Annotated in this window: 21 protein-coding genes; 9 read left to right on the top strand and 12 right to left on the bottom strand. The window is 57.7% G+C overall.

The window, feature by feature from the left end:
- The first annotated feature begins 76 nt into the window (after window positions 1–76).
- From mfd to ABI171_RS11565, 6 genes are all read left to right on the top strand, one after another.
- Window positions 77–3,517 carry a transcription-repair coupling factor gene (gene mfd / locus ABI171_RS11590; RefSeq protein ID WP_348092715.1) on the top strand — a complete coding sequence of 1,147 codons (3,441 nt, stop codon included), beginning with the start codon at window positions 77–79 and terminating at the stop codon, window positions 3,515–3,517.
- 49 nt (window positions 3,518–3,566) lie between these two features.
- The gene (serB, locus tag ABI171_RS11585; RefSeq protein WP_348092714.1) at window positions 3,567–4,415 is read left to right on the top strand and encodes a phosphoserine phosphatase SerB; all 849 of its coding nucleotides are present in this window, start codon (window positions 3,567–3,569) and stop codon (window positions 4,413–4,415) included.
- A gap of 58 nt (window positions 4,416–4,473) precedes the next feature.
- Window positions 4,474–4,836: a DUF4870 domain-containing protein gene (locus tag ABI171_RS11580; protein ID WP_348092713.1), complete on the top strand. Its 363-nt coding sequence runs from the start codon at window positions 4,474–4,476 to the stop codon at window positions 4,834–4,836.
- Window positions 4,837–4,948: 112 nt separating this feature from the next.
- Window positions 4,949–5,449, top strand: coding sequence for a GNAT family N-acetyltransferase (locus ABI171_RS11575; RefSeq protein ID WP_348092712.1), 501 nt, complete (start codon window positions 4,949–4,951; stop codon window positions 5,447–5,449).
- 142 nt (window positions 5,450–5,591) lie between these two features.
- Window positions 5,592–6,197 (top strand): class I SAM-dependent methyltransferase, encoded by a 606-nt coding sequence (locus tag ABI171_RS11570; protein WP_348092711.1) that lies wholly within the window; start codon window positions 5,592–5,594, stop codon window positions 6,195–6,197.
- 5 nt (window positions 6,198–6,202) lie between these two features.
- The gene (locus tag ABI171_RS11565; protein WP_348092710.1) at window positions 6,203–6,358 is read left to right on the top strand and encodes a hypothetical protein; all 156 of its coding nucleotides are present in this window, start codon (window positions 6,203–6,205) and stop codon (window positions 6,356–6,358) included.
- An 81-nt stretch (window positions 6,359–6,439) separates the two neighbouring features.
- Here ABI171_RS11565 and ABI171_RS11560 read toward each other — a convergent pair whose 3' ends face one another.
- The 6 genes from ABI171_RS11560 to phaC all read right to left on the bottom strand — a co-directional run bounded on the left by ABI171_RS11560 (window position 6,440) and on the right by phaC (window position 13,026).
- The gene (locus ABI171_RS11560; protein ID WP_348092709.1) at window positions 6,440–7,603 is read right to left on the bottom strand and encodes a cystathionine beta-lyase; all 1,164 of its coding nucleotides are present in this window, start codon (window positions 7,601–7,603) and stop codon (window positions 6,440–6,442) included.
- A gap of 14 nt (window positions 7,604–7,617) precedes the next feature.
- Complete coding sequence (locus tag ABI171_RS11555) at window positions 7,618–8,064, bottom strand: hypothetical protein (RefSeq protein ID WP_348092708.1); 447 nt, start codon at window positions 8,062–8,064, stop codon at window positions 7,618–7,620.
- Window positions 8,061–9,452, bottom strand: a complete 1,392-nt coding sequence (gene rimO / locus ABI171_RS11550) for a 30S ribosomal protein S12 methylthiotransferase RimO (RefSeq protein WP_348092707.1) — start codon at window positions 9,450–9,452, stop codon at window positions 8,061–8,063. Before rimO ends, ABI171_RS11555 begins: the two co-directional genes overlap by 4 nt.
- Before the next feature lie 107 nt (window positions 9,453–9,559).
- Window positions 9,560–10,126, bottom strand: coding sequence for a polyhydroxyalkanoate synthesis repressor PhaR (gene phaR, locus ABI171_RS11545; RefSeq protein WP_348092706.1), 567 nt, complete (start codon window positions 10,124–10,126; stop codon window positions 9,560–9,562).
- A gap of 238 nt (window positions 10,127–10,364) precedes the next feature.
- Complete coding sequence (locus ABI171_RS11540) at window positions 10,365–11,105, bottom strand: 3-ketoacyl-ACP reductase (protein WP_348092705.1); 741 nt, start codon at window positions 11,103–11,105, stop codon at window positions 10,365–10,367.
- A 133-nt stretch (window positions 11,106–11,238) separates the two neighbouring features.
- Complete coding sequence (gene phaC / locus ABI171_RS11535) at window positions 11,239–13,026, bottom strand: class I poly(R)-hydroxyalkanoic acid synthase (RefSeq protein WP_348092704.1); 1,788 nt, start codon at window positions 13,024–13,026, stop codon at window positions 11,239–11,241.
- Between the two features lie 68 nt (window positions 13,027–13,094).
- Between phaC and ABI171_RS11530 the strand changes: the two genes are divergently transcribed.
- Window positions 13,095–13,355, top strand: coding sequence for a hypothetical protein (locus ABI171_RS11530; RefSeq protein WP_348092703.1), 261 nt, complete (start codon window positions 13,095–13,097; stop codon window positions 13,353–13,355).
- A gap of 13 nt (window positions 13,356–13,368) precedes the next feature.
- Here the strand turns inward: ABI171_RS11530 and pgeF are convergent, their stop codons facing one another.
- Both pgeF and ABI171_RS11520 read right to left on the bottom strand, forming a co-directional pair.
- Window positions 13,369–14,154, bottom strand: coding sequence for a peptidoglycan editing factor PgeF (gene pgeF, locus ABI171_RS11525; protein ID WP_348092702.1), 786 nt, complete (start codon window positions 14,152–14,154; stop codon window positions 13,369–13,371).
- Window positions 14,155–14,158: 4 nt separating this feature from the next.
- Complete coding sequence (locus ABI171_RS11520) at window positions 14,159–15,199, bottom strand: RluA family pseudouridine synthase (RefSeq protein ID WP_348092701.1); 1,041 nt, start codon at window positions 15,197–15,199, stop codon at window positions 14,159–14,161.
- 108 nt (window positions 15,200–15,307) lie between these two features.
- Here ABI171_RS11520 and ABI171_RS11515 point away from each other — a divergent pair, with 108 nt between their 5' ends.
- Window positions 15,308–16,123 carry an outer membrane protein assembly factor BamD gene (locus ABI171_RS11515; protein ID WP_348092700.1) on the top strand — a complete coding sequence of 272 codons (816 nt, stop codon included), beginning with the start codon at window positions 15,308–15,310 and terminating at the stop codon, window positions 16,121–16,123.
- Between the two features lie 60 nt (window positions 16,124–16,183).
- Here ABI171_RS11515 and ABI171_RS11510 read toward each other — a convergent pair whose 3' ends face one another.
- From ABI171_RS11510 to ABI171_RS11495, 4 genes are all read right to left on the bottom strand, one after another.
- Window positions 16,184–17,242 carry a glycosyltransferase family 1 protein gene (locus tag ABI171_RS11510; protein ID WP_348092699.1) on the bottom strand — a complete coding sequence of 353 codons (1,059 nt, stop codon included), beginning with the start codon at window positions 17,240–17,242 and terminating at the stop codon, window positions 16,184–16,186.
- On the bottom strand, window positions 17,224–18,114 hold the full coding sequence (locus tag ABI171_RS11505; RefSeq protein WP_348092698.1) for a UDP-2,3-diacylglucosamine diphosphatase: 891 nt from the start codon (window positions 18,112–18,114) through the stop codon (window positions 17,224–17,226). The genes ABI171_RS11510 and ABI171_RS11505 overlap by 19 nt, the downstream gene beginning before the upstream one ends.
- Window positions 18,111–18,878 carry a GNAT family N-acyltransferase gene (locus ABI171_RS11500; RefSeq protein WP_348092697.1) on the bottom strand — a complete coding sequence of 256 codons (768 nt, stop codon included), beginning with the start codon at window positions 18,876–18,878 and terminating at the stop codon, window positions 18,111–18,113. The genes ABI171_RS11505 and ABI171_RS11500 overlap by 4 nt, the downstream gene beginning before the upstream one ends.
- A 244-nt stretch (window positions 18,879–19,122) precedes the next feature.
- Complete coding sequence (locus tag ABI171_RS11495) at window positions 19,123–19,650, bottom strand: hypothetical protein (protein WP_348092696.1); 528 nt, start codon at window positions 19,648–19,650, stop codon at window positions 19,123–19,125.
- 196 nt (window positions 19,651–19,846) lie between these two features.
- Here ABI171_RS11495 and ABI171_RS11490 point away from each other — a divergent pair, with 196 nt between their 5' ends.
- On the top strand, window positions 19,847–20,959 hold the full coding sequence (locus tag ABI171_RS11490; protein ID WP_348092695.1) for an ABC transporter substrate-binding protein: 1,113 nt from the start codon (window positions 19,847–19,849) through the stop codon (window positions 20,957–20,959).
- Window position 20,960: the final 1 nt, after the last annotated feature.

The following is a 20,960-nucleotide window of genomic DNA, read 5'->3' as shown; positions in this document are numbered from 1 at the left end:
TGACCAGGCAAGACGACCGATATGCACCGATAAGCGCGCGTTCGCTTCATCCTTTGTTTCAAGTTAACAGGCTCTAATGTCCCTTGATCTAGAAAAATTGCTGCCCAAGCCGGCCACCCGCTTTGCCCTACCGGCCCTGCACGGCTCGGCCGACGCCTTTGCATTGGCGCAGGCCGCGTTGGCGCTCAAGCTGCAACAGCGGATGCTGGTGGTGGTAGTGGCCGACGCCACCGACGGCCAGCGCCTGCGGACCGAAATACCCTGGTTCCAGACTGACGGCGAGCAATCCAACGGTTTGCGCTGCCATTTGCTGCCGGACTGGGAAACCCTGCCCTACGACGCCTTCTCCCCGCATCAGGACCTGGTATCCGAGCGCCTGGCGACCCTGTACGAGGTGCAGAGCGGCCATTGCGACGTCTTGCTGGTGCCTGCCACCACCGCGCTGGTCAGAATGGCGCCACCGTCCTTCCTGGCCGGCTACACCTTCTTTTTCAAACAGGGCGAGACGCTGGATGAAGCGCGCCTGAAAACCCAGCTGACGCTAGCCGGCTACAGCCATGTCAACCAGGTCATGTCGCCCGGCGAATATTCGGTGCGCGGCGGCCTGATCGATATTTTTCCGATGGGTTCGGTCCTGCCCTACCGGCTCGACCTGTTTGGCGACGCCATCGAAACCATTCGCACTTTCGACGCCGATACCCAGCGTTCGCTGTATCCGGTCAAGGAAGTACGTTTGCTGCCCGGCCGCGAGTTCCCGATGGACGAGGCCGCCCGCTCGTCTTTCCGCAGCCGCTGGCGCGAAGTATTCGAAGGCGATCCTTCGCGTTCGGCGATCTACAAGGATATCGGCAACGGCATCGCCTCGGCCGGTATCGAATACTATCTACCGCTGTTCTTTGAAGACACCGCGACGCTGTTCGACTATCTGCCGGCAAATGCGGTCTTTGCCCTGGTCGGCGATATCGACGGCGCCATCCAGCGGTTCTGGGGCGATACCCAGTCGCGTTATAAATTCCTGAAGTCGGACCGCGAACGGCCTTTGCTGGCGCCGGAAGCCTTGTTTCTGACCGATGAAATTTTCTTCGGCCTGGCCAAACCCTTCGGCCGCTGGGTGATCCAGCAGAGCGACGCCGCCTCCGACTTGTCGGCGCCGATTCCCAACATCGCCGTCAACCGCCGCATCGACGATCCGCTGACCAACCTGCGCGCCTATCTGCTGCAAACCGGGCGCCGCGTGATGATCTGCGCCGAAACCAACGGCCGCCGCGAAACCTTGCAGCAGTATTTCAACGAATACGACCTGCCGCTGGCTTTGTGCGACGGCTATGCCGATTTTCTTGGTTCAACCCAAAAACTGATGCTGGGCGTGGCGCCGTTGCATACCGGCTTCGAGCTGCCGCAGCACGCTTTCATCACCGAAACCGAGCTCTACGCCGGCTCCGGCCGCAGGATCGGCAAGAAGAAGCAGGAAGGCGCAACCCAGGTCGAATCGATGGTGCGCGACCTGTCCGAGCTCAAGATCGGCGATCCGGTAGTGCATATCAACCATGGCATCGGCCGCTATATGGGCTTGCTCAGCATGGATTTGGGCGAAGGCGAAACAGAGTTCTTGCACCTGGAATACGCCAAGGATACCAAACTGTACGTGCCTGTATCGCAGCTGCATGTGATTTCGCGCTACTCCGGCGCTTCGCCGGAAGACGCGCCGCTGCATGCGCTCGGCTCCGGCCAATGGGAAAAAGCCAAGCGCCGCGCCGCGCAGCAAGTACGCGACACTGCGGCCGAACTGCTCAACCTGTACGCCCGCCGTGCGGTACGCCAAGGCCATGCTTTCGAGTATTCCGCCCACGATTACGAAGCCTTCTCCGAAAGCTTCGGTTTTGAAGAAACCGCCGACCAGGCCGCCGCCATCACCGCCGTCATCAAGGACATGACCAGCGGCAAACCGATGGACCGGCTGATTTGCGGCGATGTCGGCTTCGGCAAGACCGAGGTCGCCCTGCGCGCCGCTTTTGTCGCGGTCCTGGGTGGCAAACAGGTCGCAATCCTGGCGCCGACCACCTTGCTGGCGGAACAGCATGCGCAAACCTTCGCCGACCGCTTTGCCGACTGGCCGGTGAAAATCGCCGAGCTGTCGCGCTTCCGCTCCGGCAAGGAAATCACCCAAGCCATCAAGGGCATGGCCGACGGCACGCTGGATATCGTGATCGGTACTCACAAACTGCTGTCTGGCGATATCAAGTTTTCGCGGCTGGGCCTGGTGATCATCGATGAAGAACACCGCTTCGGCGTCCGTCAAAAAGAAGCGCTCAAGGCTTTGCGCTCCGAAGTCGACGTGCTGACGCTGACCGCAACGCCGATCCCTCGTACGCTGGGCATGGCGCTGGAAGGCCTGCGCGAATTTTCGATCATCGCGACGGCGCCGCAAAAGCGTCTGGCGATCAAGACTTTCGTCCGCAGCGAAGGCGAATCAACCATCCGCGAAGCCTGCCTGCGCGAACTGAAACGCGGCGGCCAGGTCTATTTCCTGCACAACGAAGTGGAAACCATCCAGAACCGCAAGGCGATGCTGGAAGCCTTGCTGCCGGAAGCCCGCATCGCCGTCGCCCACGGCCAGATGCATGAGCGCGACCTGGAAAAAGTCATGCGCGATTTCGTCGCCCAGCGCTTCAACATTCTGCTATGCACGACGATTATCGAAACCGGCATCGACGTCCCGACCGCCAACACTATCATCATGCACCGCGCTGATAAATTCGGCCTGGCGCAACTGCACCAGCTACGTGGCCGCGTCGGCCGCTCGCATCACCAGGCTTATGCCTACCTGCTGGTGCATGACGTGCAAGGCTTGACCAAGCTCGCACAACGGCGCCTGGACGCAATCCAGCAAATGGAAGAGCTCGGCAGCGGCTTCTATCTGGCCATGCACGACCTGGAAATCCGCGGCGCCGGCGAGGTGCTGGGCGATAACCAGTCCGGCGAAATGCACGAGATCGGCTTCCAGCTGTACTCCGACATGTTGAATGAAGCGGTGCGCGCGCTCAAGAACGGGCAGGAGCCGGATCTGGCGGCGCCGTTGTCGACCACCACCGAAATCAACCTGCACGTCCCCGCCCTGCTGCCGAACGATTACTGCGGCGATGTGCATGAACGTTTGTCGATCTACAAGCGGCTGGCGAATTGCAATGCGCAAGACAAGATCGACGACCTGCAGGAAGAACTGATCGATCGCTTCGGCAAGTTGCCGGATCCCGCCAAGGCGCTGATCGAGACACACAGATTGCGGATTTCCGCCAAGTCGATCGGCATCGTCAAGATCGATGCGCATACGGATTCGGCGTTGCTGCAGTTCGTGCCGAACCCGCCGATAGACGCCATGCGTATCATCGAGCTGATCCAAAAGAATCGCCATATCAAGCTGAACGGCCAGGACAAATTGCGCATCACCGTCAACATGCCGGACCTGGCGGCGCGCCTGACGCAGGTCAAGGCGACGATCAAGGCTTTGGCCGGATAAGCCGGGCTGCAAATAATCACTGACATTTTCACGAAACCGATACCGACACATGAACCTGATCCTGCAAAGCCTGAGCGCAGAGCGCAACGCCATCGACCACATCGCCGCCCTGGCTGGCGTTGCCGCGGTCGATATTTCCAGCGCTGGCCGCCATGCCTGGCGCTGCGACAATGTCACCTTGTCCGACGCTTTGAAAGCGCAGCTCGACGCGGCTTGCTACAGCGCCAGGATCGATTATGCATTGCTGCCATCGGCGTCCAAGCTGAGCGATTTCAAATTGCTGGCGATGGACATGGACTCGACCCTGATCACCATCGAATGCATCGATGAAATCGCCGACATGCAAGGCCTGAAACCGCAAGTCTCGGAGATCACCGAAGCGGCGATGCGCGGCGAACTCGAGTTCAACGAAAGCCTGACGCGGCGCGTCGCCTTGCTCAAAGGCCTGGATGCAGGGGCGCTGCAACGGGTGTATGACGAGCGGCTGCAGTTGTCGCCAGGCGCGGGGGAAATGCTGGCGGCGGTCAAGGCTGCCGGTATCAAAACCTTGCTGGTTTCAGGCGGCTTCACCTTCTTCACCGACCGCATGAAAACCTCGCTCGGCCTCGACTATGCACACTCCAACGTGCTTGAAATCATCAACGGCAAGCTGACCGGCAAAGTGGTGGGCAGCATCGTCAACGCCGATGAAAAGCAGCGCACGGTCGAGCGCGTCTGCGCCGAGTTGAATATCACCCCTGGCCAGGCGATTGTCATGGGCGACGGCGCCAACGACCTCAACATGATGAACGTCGCCGGCCTCTCGGTCGCCTTCCGCGCCAAGCCGGTGGTGCGTAAAAAAGCCGGCGTGGCCTTGAATTTTGTCGGTTTGGATGGCATCTTGCCTATATTGGCTTGATTTCTGCTGAAATCGACGCTTGGGGATATCGTTAAATCATCAACCTGGAAGGAAAAACATGGCGAATGAACTGGTTTTCGATAGCAAGCTGCATTCCGAGAAGAACCTGGCCTGGTGGCTCTACCTGTTTCACGCCGCAAGCCTGCTGTTCTCGCTCGGTGCATTTTCCTGGATTCCGCTGATTATCAACTATGTAAAACGGCAAGATGCGGCCGACACTTACGTATATAGCCATCACAACTGGCAAATCCGCTCGTTCTGGTGGTATCTGCTGTGGATGTTCGTCGGCGGCGCGCTGTTCCTGACTGTGATCGGGATTCCACTGGCATTTGTGGTGTGGGGCCTGGCGTGGCTATGGAAAGCCTATCGCCTGCTGAAAGGCTTGATCGATTTGAATGACAACAAGGCGATGCCTGCTTAAGCTCGCCATGCGACAGCCTGCGAATGCAGGCTGTCGCAGCATTGCATCATCACTCTCTACCACACATCTTCAAGGCATGCGCAACAACCCCACCTCGCCTGCCGTTCGCGCCATGCGTGACACCGACATCGCGGCCGTCATGCGGATTCAAGCTGAATGCTATCCAACGTCCATGCTGGAATCGGAAGAGGTATTGCGCGCCCGCCTTGCACTGGCGCCGGCGACTTGCTGGATCTGGTCGTCAACCCAGCAAAGCGCGGCCGCCTATCTATTCAGCTATCCGTCAAACAAGGATGCGATCACTGCGCTGGGTGGCCAGTTCAAGCTCGCGGCGACGCCGGATTGTTTGTATCTGCACGACTTGGCGGTTGCACCGAGCGCCCGTGGCCGGCGCGCGGCCAATGCGCTGGTAGCGGCTGCCTTGGCCCATGCCCGGGTAACGGGTCTGGCATGGAGTGCACTGGTGTCGGTGCAACAATCGCAAACGTTCTGGGTCACGCTCGGCTACGCATCGGTGGAAGTCACCCACTCTCCGGCCAAGAAAAACCTTGGCAGTTATCACGTAGCCGACAGCCAAAGCACCCCGATTTACATGCTACAGCGGGTGATTTAGCGGCTGCAAATCGATCTGTTATGATGATCCGTAAAAATGGCCCGCAACTCTCGGACATTGATGACATGGAGGCTGGGTATGCATGCTTACGTTTCTTTTATGAGTGAAAAAAATATCAACCACTTTAAAGGAACGCGCCGCCATGGCCACTTCTGTTTTTGCACAAGATCAATTCAAGTACACCACCATCGCCCATAGCGGGCACCATTACTGCAGTCCGCTTTCTCCAGACAAAGCCGCCGAACTACTAGCGGCACTGCAGCTGCCACTTGACGCCCTGGTATTGGATGCCGGCTGCGGTAAAGCCGGGCTGTTACGTGATTTATTGAAATCGCAACCGGTGCGCGGCGTCGGCGTCGACATCAATCCACATTTCCTGGCCGAAGCTGCAGATGCCTGGGCAGCAAGCAATCCGGGCGATGAGCGCCTGACACTGATCGACAGCAAGGCCGAACATCATTCGCTTCCCGCCAACGGCTATGACGCCATTCTGTGTGTTGGATCGACGCATGCGCTTGGCGGATTTGAACGCTGCCTCGCTATCTTCAAACAATGGCTCAAACCGGGCGGCACGCTGCTGATGGGCGAAGGTTACTGGAAACAAGGTCCCTCAGATAAGTATCTGGCGGTACTCGGCGCCACGGAAGATGAACTGACCAGCCACGCGGAAAACGCCGAGCGCGCTGTCGCACATGGCTATAGACTCCGCGCAATGGCGGCAAGCGGCGACAATGAGTGGGACCAGTAGAGAACATGTACTTCTCGGCGGTCATGCATCATGTAGCGGCGCATCCGGAAGACCCTGACGCTGCAGCCTTTGCCGACAGGGCCAGACAATGGCACGACAACTATCTCGTATGGGGTAGATCAACGCTGGGATTCGGCTACTATCTGCTGCAAAAGAACTGACTGGTCGCAAGCGCGTAACAAAACCGACCATGCAGGTCGGTTTTTTTGTGATCATGCGGTGGCCAAATCCGGTGTCTGTCTTTACATGGCAGCGAAGGCTTGTTCGATATCAGCGATCAGATCCTGCGGATCTTCCAGACCGATATTGAAGCGCACCAGGATGCCGTTGCCTTGCCAGTTGTTGCGCATGCTCTGAATCCGGTAAGGCACGCACAGGCTGTTGGCGCCGCCCCAGCTATAGCCGATCTTGAACAGTTGCAGGTTGTCGACGAAGCGGTCGGTCTGTTCTTCGCTGTAGCGGTCATCGAAAATCACCGAAAACAAACCCGCCGCGCCAGTGAAATCGCGCTTCCAGATGTCATGTCCCGGACAATCCGGAAATGCCGGGTGCAGCACGCTGCTGATCTCGGGGCGCAGCTTGAGCCACGCGGCGATTTTGCGTGCAGCGGCGTCATGCGCTTCAAAGCGCATTTTCATGGTCGGCAAGCTGCGCAACACCAGATATGCGTCATCCATGCCGACGCCAAAACCCAGCCGCATGTGCGTTGCCTGCAGGCGTTGGTTGAGGGCGGCATCACGCGTGATCACAGCGCCCATCAGGATGTCCGAACCGCCCGACTGGTATTTTGTCAGGGCTTGCATCACGATATCTACGCCGAGATCGAAAGCGCGCAAAGCCAGGCCGGCTGACCAGGTATTGTCGATCGCCACCAGCGCGCCGTTGGCATGCGCCGCCTGGCAAATGGCCGGGATGTCCGGCATCTCCATCGACACCGACCCCGGCGCCTCGGTCCAGATCAGGCGTGTATTCGGCTGGATCAGATCAGCGATGCCGGCGCCGACCAAAGGATCGTAATAACGCGCGGTGATGCCGAAATCACGGGCCAGCCAGTTGCCCAGGTCGCGGTTCGGGTTATACACGTTATCGGGCAACAACACGTCGTCGCCGCTCTTCAGCAAGGCCAGGTCGACCATGGTGATTGCCGCCAGGCCGCTAGGCGCCAGCAGGCAATGCTGGCCGCCTTCGATTTCCGCCAGCCGCGCTTCCAAGGTGAATGAAGTCGGTGTGCCGTGCAGGCCGTAGGTATAGCTATTCTTTTCTTGCCAGTTACGGGCACGCATCGCGGCGACATTCTTGAACAGCACCGTGGAAGCGTGATGTATGGCGACCGGAAATGCGCCGAAACCATCGGGCGCCTGATAATCGCTATGGATGATCGCGGTTTGAAGCTGCTTTTTTGCCATATTCTTTTGAAGAATTATTTGACTGGCCTGGCGCTTTGCGCCGGGCCTTGAACCGTCAACACAAATGGTTTTGTCACTGCATCATCGGTGGTCGACCAAGTACCAGTGAAGTTGTTGCCAACCAGCGTTCCGGCCCACTCGCCGGAAACATCCTTGCCATTGACCGACTCTTCCATGATGACATCGGTATTTTCCGACTCGCCGGCCAGCAGAATCTTGCTAGTCTGCCCGGCAATCGTATAGGTACCCTGGATGCCTTCTGTAGGATCAGACTTCAATTGCAGATGCATCTCGATCTTGGCGTCGCCCAGCGTGCCGCGCAAGGTCAGCGGCTTGACAAACAGATTTGATGCAACGGGCGTGGCAGCAACTGCTGCGCCATTATCGCCATCTGCAAAGGTCAAGCCAGAACCAAGAGCCAACACCAGCGCCAACGACACTGCAAACTTCCCTGCCATCATGCAGCTGCCCACAAATCATGCGCATCAGATGCAGTGATGGTGACATCGACGAACTCGCCGACCACCAGTTTCTTGTGCGGCTCGTAAGGTGGTTTGACATATACCACGCCGTCGATTTCCGGCGCATCGGCGCTGGAACGGCCGATGCCGCCGCTGCGATCGACTGAGTCGATCAACACACGCATGGTCTTGCCGACCTTGGCTTGCAAGCGTTTCTTGGAAATCTCTTCCTGCAATTGCATGACGCGGCCGCGACGCTCTTCGCGCAGTTCTTCCGGCACCGGATTGTCCAGCGCGTTGGCGGTTGCGCCTTCTACAGGAGAATAGGCAAAGCAACCGAGGCGGTCGATTTCTGCCTCTTTCAGGAAGTCCAGCAGGTAGTCGAATTCAGCTTCGGTCTCGCCAGGGAACCCGGCGATAAACGTCGAGCGGATCGTCAGGTCCGGACACATTGCGCGCCAGGCCTGGATCCGTTCGATATTCTTTTCACCGCTGGCCGGGCGCTTCATGCGCTTCAACACATCGGGATGCGCATGCTGCAGCGGCACGTCCAGGTATGGCAGCACTTTGCCTTCGGCCATCAACGGGATGATCTGGTCGACGTGCGGATAAGGATAAACATAGTGCAGGCGCACCCAGGCGCCGTATTGGGCAGCGATTTCACCGAGGGCAGTCACCAGTTGCGTCATGTGGGTCTTGACCGGCTTGCCGTTCCAGAAGCCCATGCGGAACTTGACGTCGACGCCGTAGGCGCTGGTGTCTTGCGAAATCACCAGCAGCTCTTTGACGCCGGCCTTGAACAGGTTTTCGGCTTCCATCATGATGTCGGCGATCGGACGCGACACCAGGTCGCCGCGCATCGACGGGATGATGCAAAAACTGCAACGATGGTTACAGCCTTCCGATATTTTCAGATAAGCGAAATGCTTGGGCGTCAGCTTGATGCCTTGCGGCGGCAGCAAGTCGAGGAACGGCGCATGCGGCTTCGGCAAATGCTTGTGAACCGCAAACATGACTTCACCGACAGCATGCGGGCCGGTCACTTCCAGCACTTTCGGGTGGATCTTTTGAATGATGTCGTCGCCATTGGCGTCTTTTTTCGCACCCAGGCAACCAGTGACGATGACCTTGCCGTTTTCGCTCAGCGCTTCGCCGATGGCGTCCAGCGATTCCTGAACGGCGGCGTCGATAAAGCCGCAAGTGTTGACGATGACCAGGTCGGCGCCCTCGTAAGACTTGGCAGTTTCATAACCTTCCGCACGCAATTGGGTGAGGATTTGTTCGGAATCGACCAGTGCCTTGGGGCAACCAAGGGAGACGAAACCGACTTTGGGGGCGGCTAGTACTGTTGCAGGCACCGATGGCGCTGCTGGAATGACGTTGGACATGACGGAGTGGGGTCAAAGCAAAGTCGCTATTGTACCCCTTCCACTGCCATGGTTACCCGCAACGGGCGCTAAAAACCTGTCGCAGGATCAAGAACCCGCGGGCTTGATTATTTTTTTGTCTTGTCGACCGGTGGTGGCGGTGCAAACGGGAAGGTGCCAAACATGTTCTTGGTCTGGTTTTGCATCTGTTCCTGCATCTGGATAAACAACCCTTTGCTCTGCTCGATGTAGTTGCTCATCATGCCTTGCATCATCGGTCCCTGGACATTCATGAACTGAGTCCACATTTCAGGGCTGAACGGCTTGCCTTCATACATGCCCTTGGAATTTTCAGCGAGCTTGTTCTGGATATCGATAAAGGCCTGGATATTTTTTTCCAGATAGTTGCCCATCATTCCTTGCATGGCATGGCCGTAGTAGCGAATGATTTGCGACAGCGCCGCGCTGGAAAACATGGGCGTGCCATTGGACTCTTCTTCCAGAATAATCTGCAACAAAATGCTGCGCGTCAGATCGTCTTCGGTCTTGGCATCCAGCACCACGAATTCTTCATTGTCCAACACCAGCTGCTTGACGTCAGTCAGGGTGATGTAGGAGCTGGTTTGCGTATCGTACAGGCGACGATTCGGATATTTCTTGATCAAGCGTTCAGACGTCTTTTTTGTAGTAGTCATTTCTGTCCCAGGTTACTGCGCCATATCGTGTTTTAACTACGCTGCGCCGTGCATCGATTTGCCGCTGCACTTCACGCAATACTTCACTGCAGTACTTCATTATATTGCGCAAAACATGTACAACTCGCTTTATAGGGAGATTTATTGCGTTGCAATATAAGCAAGGAAACCATGCAAGGAATCCGATCGCCCGCGTGAGGCGGCGATGCGCTCCACGCGGGACGGCAAACAGGCTGGCTTAGCCCATATGCAAACCGCCATTCAAGGAGAAGTCAGAGCCCGTCGCATAGCCGCCTTCATCCGACACGATCCAGGAAATGATGGAAGCGATTTCCTCCGGCTCGCCCAGACGTTTGACCGGAATTCCGGCAACGATCTTTTCCAGCACATCAGGCCGGATCGAACGCACCATATCGGTCCCGACATAGCCCGGCGAGACAGTATTGACAGTCACGCCCTTGGTCGCCACTTCTTGCGCCAGCGCCATGGTAAAACCATGAATCCCGGCTTTGGCGGTCGAGTAGTTGGTCTGGCCGAACTGGCCTTTCTGTCCATTGACCGATGAAATATTGACAATCCGGCCCCAGCCGCGGTCCGCCATGCCATCGATGACCTGTTTGGTCACGTTGAACAGCGAATTCAGGTTGGTGTCGATCACCGCATCCCAGTCAGCCTTGGACATCTTGCGGAACTGGCCGTCGCGTGTGATGCCGGCGTTGTTGACCAGGATATCGATCTCGCCGATCTCTGCCTTGACCTTCTCGAAAGCCGCCTTGCAAGATTCCCAGCTGGAGACATTGCCTTCCGAGGCGTGAATATCAAAGCCCTTGGCGCGCATGTCAGCCAGCCATTTATCCTTGCGCGTCGAATTCGGACCGCAACCGGCGACCACCGTAAAGCCATCTGTGCAAAGACGAGTACAAATTGGGGTACCGATGCCGCCCATTCCCCCTGTCACATAAACGATTCGCTTTGCCATCTTTTGTCTCCTTCAAAAAAACAATTCAAAAAATCGATCTGCCATCTACTTACTGACTTACTGCTTGCCCTGCTGTCTTCCGCACTTTGAGGTGTCTTGTTTTCTTACCCGGTATTTACCCTGCATCCCACATTCACTCTGCCCTGACTTTGACATAGCTTCCCGGCGCCGGTTCGATGACGTCGTGCTTAGTATTTCCTAATTTGCGCGGCGCTGCTACTTGTTTTCCCGCATGGCCGGATAAAAATTCCGCCCACCCGGTCCACCAGCTGCCCGGATGTTCAGCCGCACCGGCGAGCCAGGCATCGGCGTCTGCCGGCGTTTGCTTGCCGGCGCCGTCGTTGGTCCAGTAGCTGCGCTTGTTCTTGGCCGGCGGGTTGATCACGCCCGCAATATGGCCGGAAGCGCCCAGCACGAAGCGGTTCTGCTTCGGCTTCTTGGGATTCAACAAGGGGAGCGAAGCATAGGCCGAGGTCCAGGGCACGATGTGATCATCGCGCGAGGCGTAGATGAAGGTCGGCGCATCAATCTTGCCGAGGTCGATCTTCTGTCCGCTCACCGATAACTTGCCGGCATCCTTCAGCGAATTATCCAGGTACATATTGCGCAGGTAATAACAAAACATCGGCCCCGGCAAATTGGTGCTGTCTGCATTCCAGTAGAGCAGATCGAAGGAGCTCGGCTGTTCGCCCTTGAGGTAATTCGATTCGACGTAATTCCATAGCAGGTCATTCGGCCGCAGGCTGGAAAACGCCGAGCCGAATTCGCGCCCCGGCATCAAGCCGCCCTGGCCGATCGCCTGCTCGCGCATGCGTATCTGCATATCGTCTATATAAACATCGAGGATACCGGTATCGCTGAAGTCCAGGAAAGCTGTCAACAATGTCAGGCTGGCAACCGGATTGACCTTGGTCGCCGCCAGTTTCGCCAGCGCTGTCGACAAGATCGTGCCGCCGACGCAAAAGCCGAGCGCGTTGATCTTGTCCTGGCCGGAAATCTCCTGCACCAGTTCGATCGCCTGGATCGCACCGTCATCGATGTACTGGTCCCAGGTGGCATGCGCCAGCGACTCGTCGGCATTACGCCAGGAAATCAGGAACACGCTGTGTCCTTGCTCCACCGCGTAACGCACCAGCGAGTTTTGCGGCTGCAGGTCGAGGATATAAAATTTGTTGATGCAAGGCGGCACGATCAGCAGCGGCCGCTGGAATACCTTGGCTGTCAGCGGCTTGTACTGGATCAACTGGAACAAATCATTTTCAAACACCACCGCGCCTTCGGTCGTCGCCACATCCTTGCCGACTTCAAAGGCCGACTCATCGGTTTGCGATACCCGCCCCTTGTGCATGTCCGCGATCATCTGCGCGATGCCCTTGGTCAGGCTTTCGCCATTGGTCTCGACGATTTTCTGCTGGGCCGCCGGATTGGTCGCCAGGAAATTCGACGGCGCCATGGCGTCGATCATCTGCTGCACCGTAAAGCCGATCTTGCGCTTGATCTTCGGCGGCGCATCGAGCGCGTCGACCATCGCTGTCAAGAATTGCGCATTCAGCAAATACGCCGCTGCATTGAATGCATACAACGGATTGCCGTGCCAGGCCGCGGCGCTGAAACGACGGTCCGCGATGGCGGGAAGGCGCGCCGCCAGCATGTCTTGCCACAAGGCCGAGAGCTGTTGCGTGTACTGCGCCTGCAACTTCTCCAGCACCGCCGGATCAAGCGAGATGCCGAGCTCGCCCAGCCCAGCGGCGACTGTCGCGCTCTGGGTATGCGCAGAGGTATTCAGCGCGCCCAGGAACATGTCGGGATCGCCGATCTTGCTCAGCTGCTGCAGGAATTGTGGATTGAAAGCTTGATTGAATTGCTGCGAGAGTTGCAGCAACGCGGCTGGATCGAAAACAGAAAAATTAGGCGTATTCATGCTGTGACCGTTGTTTTGGCGTATTTTCGTGTATCTTTTATCGGATTGACTCTAAAGCAGGAACCATAATGTACATCGTCGCCATCGCCTGGATCTACGTCGTCTTCATGATGGCCATTACGGAAGCTAACGCGGTTGCCGGAGTAATGACATTTTTGCTGTACGGTGTTTTTCCTTTGACAATTGTTTTATACCTGATGGGCACGCCGCAACGCAAGAGAAATCGACAGCGCGCTGAAAATTCCGCCCGGCTGGCGGCCCAGGAAAAATCCGCGTCAGCCGCCACCACGGCCGATCGACCGCCGACTCTTGCCGAAAAACAGAAGTGATAAAAACCGCCGCTCACTTCAGCCAGATCAGCGACGCCATGCGGCCGGTTACCCGGTCGCGGCGATAAGAATAACAATTTTTGTCTGTCACCGTACACAAACCGCCGCCATAAATTTGAGACACGTCCGCCTGCTGCAAGGCGATCCGCGCCAGCTGATAAATATCGGCCAGATATTTACCGGGCCGTTGCGCAATTGGCGTAAAGCATGCCTGGATTTGCACCAGGCGCACTGCAGAATCTGTATCGGAGGCCGCATCGACAAATGCCTGAAGCACATCGGCGCCGACTTCAAATTTTTCAGGACCTATGGCTGTCCCCAACCAGGCCACAATCGGACCGGCGCCGGCAGCCCGCATACGCGCCGCCGTGTTCTGCAATACCCCGCCCAGCAAACCACGCCAGCCGGCATGCGCCGCGCCGACCACGCGGCCGCCGACATCGGCGAACAAGACCGGCAGGCAATCGGCCGTCTGAATCGCGCAGACCACACCGGGGCGGGTAGCAATCGCGGCGTCCGCCTCGACATCCGCAACTGCATTATCGACTGTACCTGCATCCACTACATCATGACCGTGCACCTGCGTCAGCCACAGCGGCGAGGCTGGCAGCAAGGTCTGCAGCAGCGCACGATTCTGCGCCACTGCTTGCGGCGCATCCTCGACATGCGCGCCCAGATTAAGTCCGCCGCCGCCGTTGCCGTCGTCGTAAGGTCCCTGACTGACGCCACCGCTGCGCAAGGTAGCGCAAGCACCGATATTGGCCGGCACGCCGGCCCAGTTCGGAATAATCAGATGCATGTGCTTATTCCGGCACGCTCATGCCGGCTTTGGTCAGCAGTTCGGCGAAATCCTGCGGCAATGGCGCAAACCATTCGCAAGGCTTGCCGGTGGTCGGATGGATCAGCCCCAGACGCGAAGCCTGCAAGGCCTGGCGTGAAAATGCCGGCATCAGATGTTGCTTGCCGTACAAAGCATCGCCCACCAGGGAAAAGCCGAGCGACTGCATGTGCACGCGAATCTGGTGCGTACGCCCGGTTTCCAGACGACAACCCATCAGGCTGACCGGACGCCGGTCCAGCAAACCTGTTCCCAGTCGCTGGTAATGCGTGATCGCCGGCTTGGCGATCAGGCTGTCGGAGACTGCCATCTTGATACGGTCGCGCGGATGGCGCGCCATCGGGCTGTCGACGGTGCCGCTCAACTGCGGCGTGCCCCACACCAGCGCCAGGTACTGGCGCTTGACGGTGCGTGCCTGCAATTGGCGCACCAGGTCGGTCTGCGCTTCCAGCGTCTTGGCGACCACCATCAAACCGCTGGTATCCTTATCCAGGCGATGCACGATGCCGGCGCGCGGCACCCCGACCAGCGAAGGCCAGCGGAACAGCAAACCGTTCAGCAACGTGCCCGACCAGTTGCCGGCGGCAGGATGGACCACCAGGCCGGCCGGCTTGTCGATCACAATGATCGCCGCATCTTCATAAACCACTGAAAGCGGCATGTCTTCCGGCGTAAACGCCTGTTCGTCAGGCGCCGGTTGCGGCAGCACCACTACGGTTTCGTCGCCGTAGGTGGTGAGTTTGGTAGTGGTGCAGATTTTGCCGTCCACGGTCACATGGCCGGCTTCGATCCATTGCTGGATGCGGCTGCGTGAATATTGCGGCACCATGCTCGAAACCACCTTATCCAGACGCGTTCCACACACATCTGGCGTCAATTGCAATACTATCGGCGCGGTAGCCGTGGCGACGTCGCCATCATCGTTGGCTTCGTCAAGGTCATCGATATTGACCTCTAAATCGGCGTCTGGCAGACTTTCAGCCAAATTTGGCTTGGTAAATGACATCAGAGGAAGTCCCATCGGCTATAATCAGTGAATCGTTAAGTTATTACGCTAACCAATGTGGCTGAAACGCGCAATTACAGGTAAACATACGCAATCTTGCAAAAAACTATGCAAAAAAGACTCTTAAAACTAGCTGCTGCTGCATTCGTTATCTCCTTGTCCGCGTGTGGCTTACTGCCAGACAAAGTCGATGAAACCGCAAACTGGTCCGCGCCCCGATTATACTCGGAGGCCAAGGACGAAATGAACAGCGGTGGCTACGATAAGGCAATTAAGTACTTTGAAAAGCTGGAATCGCGCTATCCGTTCGGTACCTACGCGCAACAAGCGCAAATGGATATCGCCTACGCCCACTACCGCCAAGGCGAACAGCCTGAAGCGCTGGCAGCCATCGACCGCTTCATCAAGCTGCACCCGAACCACCCCAACGTCGACTATATGTATTACCTGCGCGGCCTGGTCAACTTCAACGACAAAGTCAGCATTTTCGACTTCCTGTCCAGCGAAGACGCCACCGAACGCGATCCGAAAGCTGCGCGCGACGCATTCGATGCATTCAAGCAAGTCGTGGTGCGCTACCCGGACAGCACCTATGCGCCCGATTCACTGGACCGCATGAAGTACCTGGTGAATGCGCTGGCACAGTATGACGTCCACGTCGCCGGCTACTATTATCGCCGCGGCGCTTATGTCGCGGCCGCCAATCGCGCCCAAAGCGCGATCCAGGAATACCGCGATGCGCCGGCAGTGGAAGAAGCGCTGCATATCATGGTGCAATCGTATGGCGGCTTGGGCCTGACGCAGTTGCATGACGATTCCGAACGCGTGCTGAAGAAGACTTATCCGAACAGCATCTATGTTGGCGGCACCGGCACCAATGGCAGCAAAGTGGCGGCCAAAGAACATTGGTGGAAATTCTGGTAATAGCCTGGGCAACCATGCCGACTGAGTAAAAAGCCTCGCACCGCGAGGCTTTTTTAATGACTACAGGCCGGAAGCCGGTCGCGATTGACCTGTCACCAGTTTCTTGGGACGCACCTTCGCTCCCTGGATCTGATACAGATGATGCTGGAACTGCTGGGTCGCCGCTTCCCACGAATACTCCAGCGCATGCCGCCGCACCTCGCGCCGGTCCAGACTGAGCGCCAACAAGCAGGCCGAAGTCAGGTCCTCATCCAGTATCCCCGAACGGCCATGCGCCACTACATCGACCGGGCCCGCGACCGGATAAGCGGCGATCGGCACGCCGCAAGCCATCGCTTCCACCATGACCAGGCCGAAGGTATCGGTATGACTGGGGAAGACCATGACGTCGGCGCAGTTGTAATAAGAAGTCAGTTCGTGATGCGCCTTGGCGCCCAGGAATTGCACTTGCGGATAACGCTGCTGCAACTCCTCCCGCAACGGACCGTCGCCGATCACCCATTTGGTGCCCGGCAAATCAACCTGCAAGAAGGCTTCGATATTCTTTTCCACGGCGACCCGGCCGACATACAGGTATAGCGGGCGGGCGATGCATGCGTGATCTTCGTCGACCGGCTTGAAGCGCTCCGTGTCCACTCCCCGCCCCCACAGCACCAGCCGCCGGAAGCCGCGCTGCTCAAGCTCTTTCATCACATGCGGCGTCGGCACCATAACCGCCTTGGAGGGGCCATGGAACCAGCGCAGCCAGCGATAAGTGATGGCCTTGGGCAGGATATTGCGCGCGCTCAGGTATTCGGGAAAACGGGTGTGATAGGCAGTGGTGAAACCAATTCCCTGGCGCAGGCAGAAGCGCCGCGCGGCCAGACCCATCGGTCCTTCCGTCGATATGTGGATGCAATCCGGCGCAAACGCTTTCAGGCTGGCGGCGACCCGGGCATAGGGCTTGTGCGCAAGGCGGATCTCCGGATAGGTCGGGCAGGCAAAAGTCGGGCAGCCGTCGGTGCTGAGCAGCAAGACTTCATGGCCGTTATTGCGCAGGCAGGCAGTGGTGGCGCGCAGCGTGTTTACCACACCGTTGATTTGTGATTGATCGGCGTCCGTTACGATGGCAATTCGCATAATTCTCTAGTCTGTTTGCTGGATGCGGCGCTCTTCTGTTGCTTGCTCATTTGCATAATCTCTTGCCAGGTCACCAGCCGCAGTTCGCCGCTGGCTTCTTCCACCAATGCCGACAGGCTTTCAACCCAGTCGCCATCGTTGCAATAGGTGATGCCGTTGATGTCGCGGATTTCCGGCTTGTGGATGTGGCCGCAAATGACGCCATCCAGGCCTTTCTTTTGCGCCTCGGCCGCCAGCGCATCTTCAAATGACGAGATGTAGTTGACAGCGTTTTTTACCTTGAGCTTCAGGTATTGCGACAGCGACCAGTAAGGCAGGCCGGCACGTGCGCGCCAGCCGTTGAACCACTGGTTGAATTTCAAGATCACCGTGTATAAACCGTCGCCGACATACGCCAGCCACTTGGCGCAGGCGATCACGCCGTCGAAACGATCGCCGTGCAGCACCAGCATGCGCTTGCCGTTGGCGGTGGTATGCACCAGCTCGTCGCGGATGCGGATGCCGCCGAAATCGAGATCGATGAACTGACGCACCGCTTCGTCGTGGTTGCCCGGCACGAAAATCACTTCGGTGCCCTTGCGGGCTTTTTTCAGGACCGTCTGCACCACGTTGTTATGGACCTGATCCCAGTACCAGCGGCGCTTCAGTTGCCAGCCGTCGATAATGTCGCCGACCAGATACAAGGTATCCGATTCGGTGGCGCGCAAGAATTCCAGCAGGCGAGCAGCCTGGCAGCCGGTGGTTCCCAAATGGACATCGGAAATCCAGATCGTGCGAAAGCGGACCGGCTCGCGCTTCGATGCGGGTCCGGCGCCGGCATTGCTATTGGCGCCGAACAAGGCAGCTTCCAGAAACTGTTCGCCAGGTTTCATGTCGTCCTCGATTCTTTCAAGTAGTGACGTGCGTAGCGGCCGTCCAGTTTGGACAGGGGTAACAACAGGAAAAAATCGGCGGAATGAAAGTCGGGATCCCAGGCCGGATCGCCACAGACCCAGGCGCCGCTGCGCAGATACCCCTTCAACAGCGGCGGCATTTGCGCCACGTGACCGGATTCACGTTCATAGACCGGAAACGGCACATGCGGCGTCACCCGATACTCGGCGGGCGAGAAACTGTTTTGATCCAGCGCGTGGTACAGGGCGGCGGCGTTATGGCCGCCGTCGGCCAGGCTGACGCTGGCGCAACCCATCAGGTAATCGCAACGCTCGCGCCGCATGAATGCCGCCAGGCCGGCCCACAGCAGCATGATGACGCTGCCGCTGCGGTAGTCGGGATCGATGCAGGCGCGCCCGGCTTCGGCGATGCTGCTGCGCAGATTGTCGAGCCGGCCGATATCGAATTCCTGCTCGGAATAATAGCGGCCCATGCGCCGTGCGGCATGCGGGCTCATGACGCGATAGGTGCCAACCACCCGCAGCGTCTTGGTGTCACGTACGATCAGGTGATCGCAATAAGCGTCGAACTCGTCGCTGTCCAGGCCGTCGGCATTGGCGAGGGCAGACAGACCCATCGCTTCGATAAAAACTTTGTATCGCAGGCGCTGCACTTCGCGCACCTCTTCCTGCGTACTGGCCAGACTAACCGTCAACTTGGCTTCACTTGAGCTCGCTGCGCCAGCATGAGTTAGGAGTTGCATTCATCGTCCTTTCAGATTGTGACGATGACAAGCCTAACTGCCGATTACTTCAAGAAAATGACAAGTTTATTTCGGTTTTATGACATTGCAACAGTGACTAAAATACAATTTTCATCCATAGAAAACACGAAAAGCACGAAAATACTCCAAGGAATATTTCGTGCTTTTCGTGTTTTTGACGGACAGTCTTTACGCAAATCGCAGCAGAAGCCACGACTATCGAAGCCTCACGCCACGCCCAGGCCTATTTTTCTTTTTTCGGACGGCCGGCCTTCACTGGCGGCAAACTTGCCACTGCCAGCTTCAGGTTTGCCAGATCCAGTTCGCGGATCAGGGCAACGCCGACGCGCAGCAATTCGCTCTTCTTCACTTCCAGACCAGCCTTCAGGAAAGTCTTCTTGACGTCGGCCAGGACCTGATACTCGTCGGCCGGCATGGTGAAACTGTCACGCACCAGCTTGGCTTTTTTGACTTTGGCCTTGGCATCCGGCAAAGACTTCAGGCTTGGCGCCGGTTTGACGGCGAGTGGCTTGGTGGCGATCAACGGCTTTGGAATCGCCTTCAGTTCCGGCTGGGCTGGCAACTTAGGCGCCGGCTTCGGCCCCCGCTTGGCTGGCACTTTCACCGCAGGCTTTACTGCGGCCTTGACTGCTGGCGCCGCCTTCGGGCTGGCTTTGACTGCAGGCCGCGCCGCCGGTTTGGCTTTGGCAGCCGCTCTGACTGCAACTACAGGTTTTTTCACTGCACGTTTCACAATTTTACTGGCAACCATTCAATTCTCCATTAATAAATCGTATAAATAATATATACAATTCTTTGTGTTTCAGCAAGAGCAGCTTGATTAACAATGTAACCAAGAGTGACATTTTCAGGCCAGCCAACACGACAATTTCATCAAGCTGTCATATTAAACAAGGACACTGCGACTCCTCCGCCACCATATTTCCACTTTTTTGATGAACTTAAACTTGAAACGCATTTTGCGCAAGTGCCTGGCTGGTTTTGTCTTGTGCCTGCCGCTGCTGACGCATGCCGCCGCCGATGAAATCGTGGTCGGCCAGGCCATCGACCTGTCCGGACCGAATGCCGACCTGGGGCGCGATTACGCAGCGGGGATCAAGACCTATTTCGACGTCCTGAATACAAAAGGCGGCATCAACGGCCGCCGCATCCAGTATCTGGTGCGCGACGATCGCGGCCAGGCCGACCAGTCAGTCAAGGCGGTGGCCGAGCTGATCGGGCAGGCCCACGTTTCTTATCTTTTCGGCGGCGTCGGCGACGAAGTCACCCGGGCGGTGCTGAATTCAGGCGATTTCAAGCGCAGCGGTTTGACCCTGTACGCGCCGCTGGCCGGCGCCGATTATCAGAAAGACGCCAAAATTCTTTTCTGGCGGCCTAGCTATCAGCAAGAAATCCGTCATATATTTTCCCACTTCGACAAACTCGGGATCAAGGATATCGGGATTGTCTACCAGGAGTCGGCCGGCACCGCCGATGCTTACCAGCGCCTGCTGGAACAGATGAAGGAAAGCGGCATCAAGCTCAGCGGCACCGTGCACCTGACCAATGACCAGAAACAACTCAGCCGTGAAACTGCGGCCTTGGCTGCGGCCAAGCCAGGCTTTGTAATCATGGTTGCCGACACCGTGAACGCCGGGGTGTTCCTGAAAGAATTCCGCAAGCTGGCGCCGCAGACTTTTGTCGCCGGCTCTTCCCTCACCAACCTGACGACCTTGCGCCAGCTGGCCGGCGGCAAAGCGGTCGAGTGGACCGTGTTTTCGCAAGTGGTGCCGAATCCCGGCCTCGGCAGCTCGCCGATCCAGTTGGAACACCTGAACATGATGCGTAAATATCGCGACGAGCCGGTATCGGCCTTGACGCTGGAAGGCTTTGCGGCAGCCAAATCCTGGGTCCGCCTGCTGCAGCCGGGAAAACGTGTGGCAGGCCAGCCGGAATACGCCATTCCCGGCGGCGGCTTCGATATCGGCGGCTATATGGTCGGCGAAACTGCCAACAGCAATCACCTTTCCAACTATGTCGACATCGCCCTGTTCAACAAAGCCAGCGGACTGACCTACTAAA

The sequence above is a fragment of the Collimonas sp. genome, from assembly GCF_039923675.1.
Lineage (GTDB): Bacteria > Pseudomonadota > Gammaproteobacteria > Burkholderiales > Burkholderiaceae_D > Collimonas.
The sequence above is the reverse complement of the archived record's forward strand: the minus strand, read 5'-3'. Positions and strand labels throughout refer to the sequence as shown.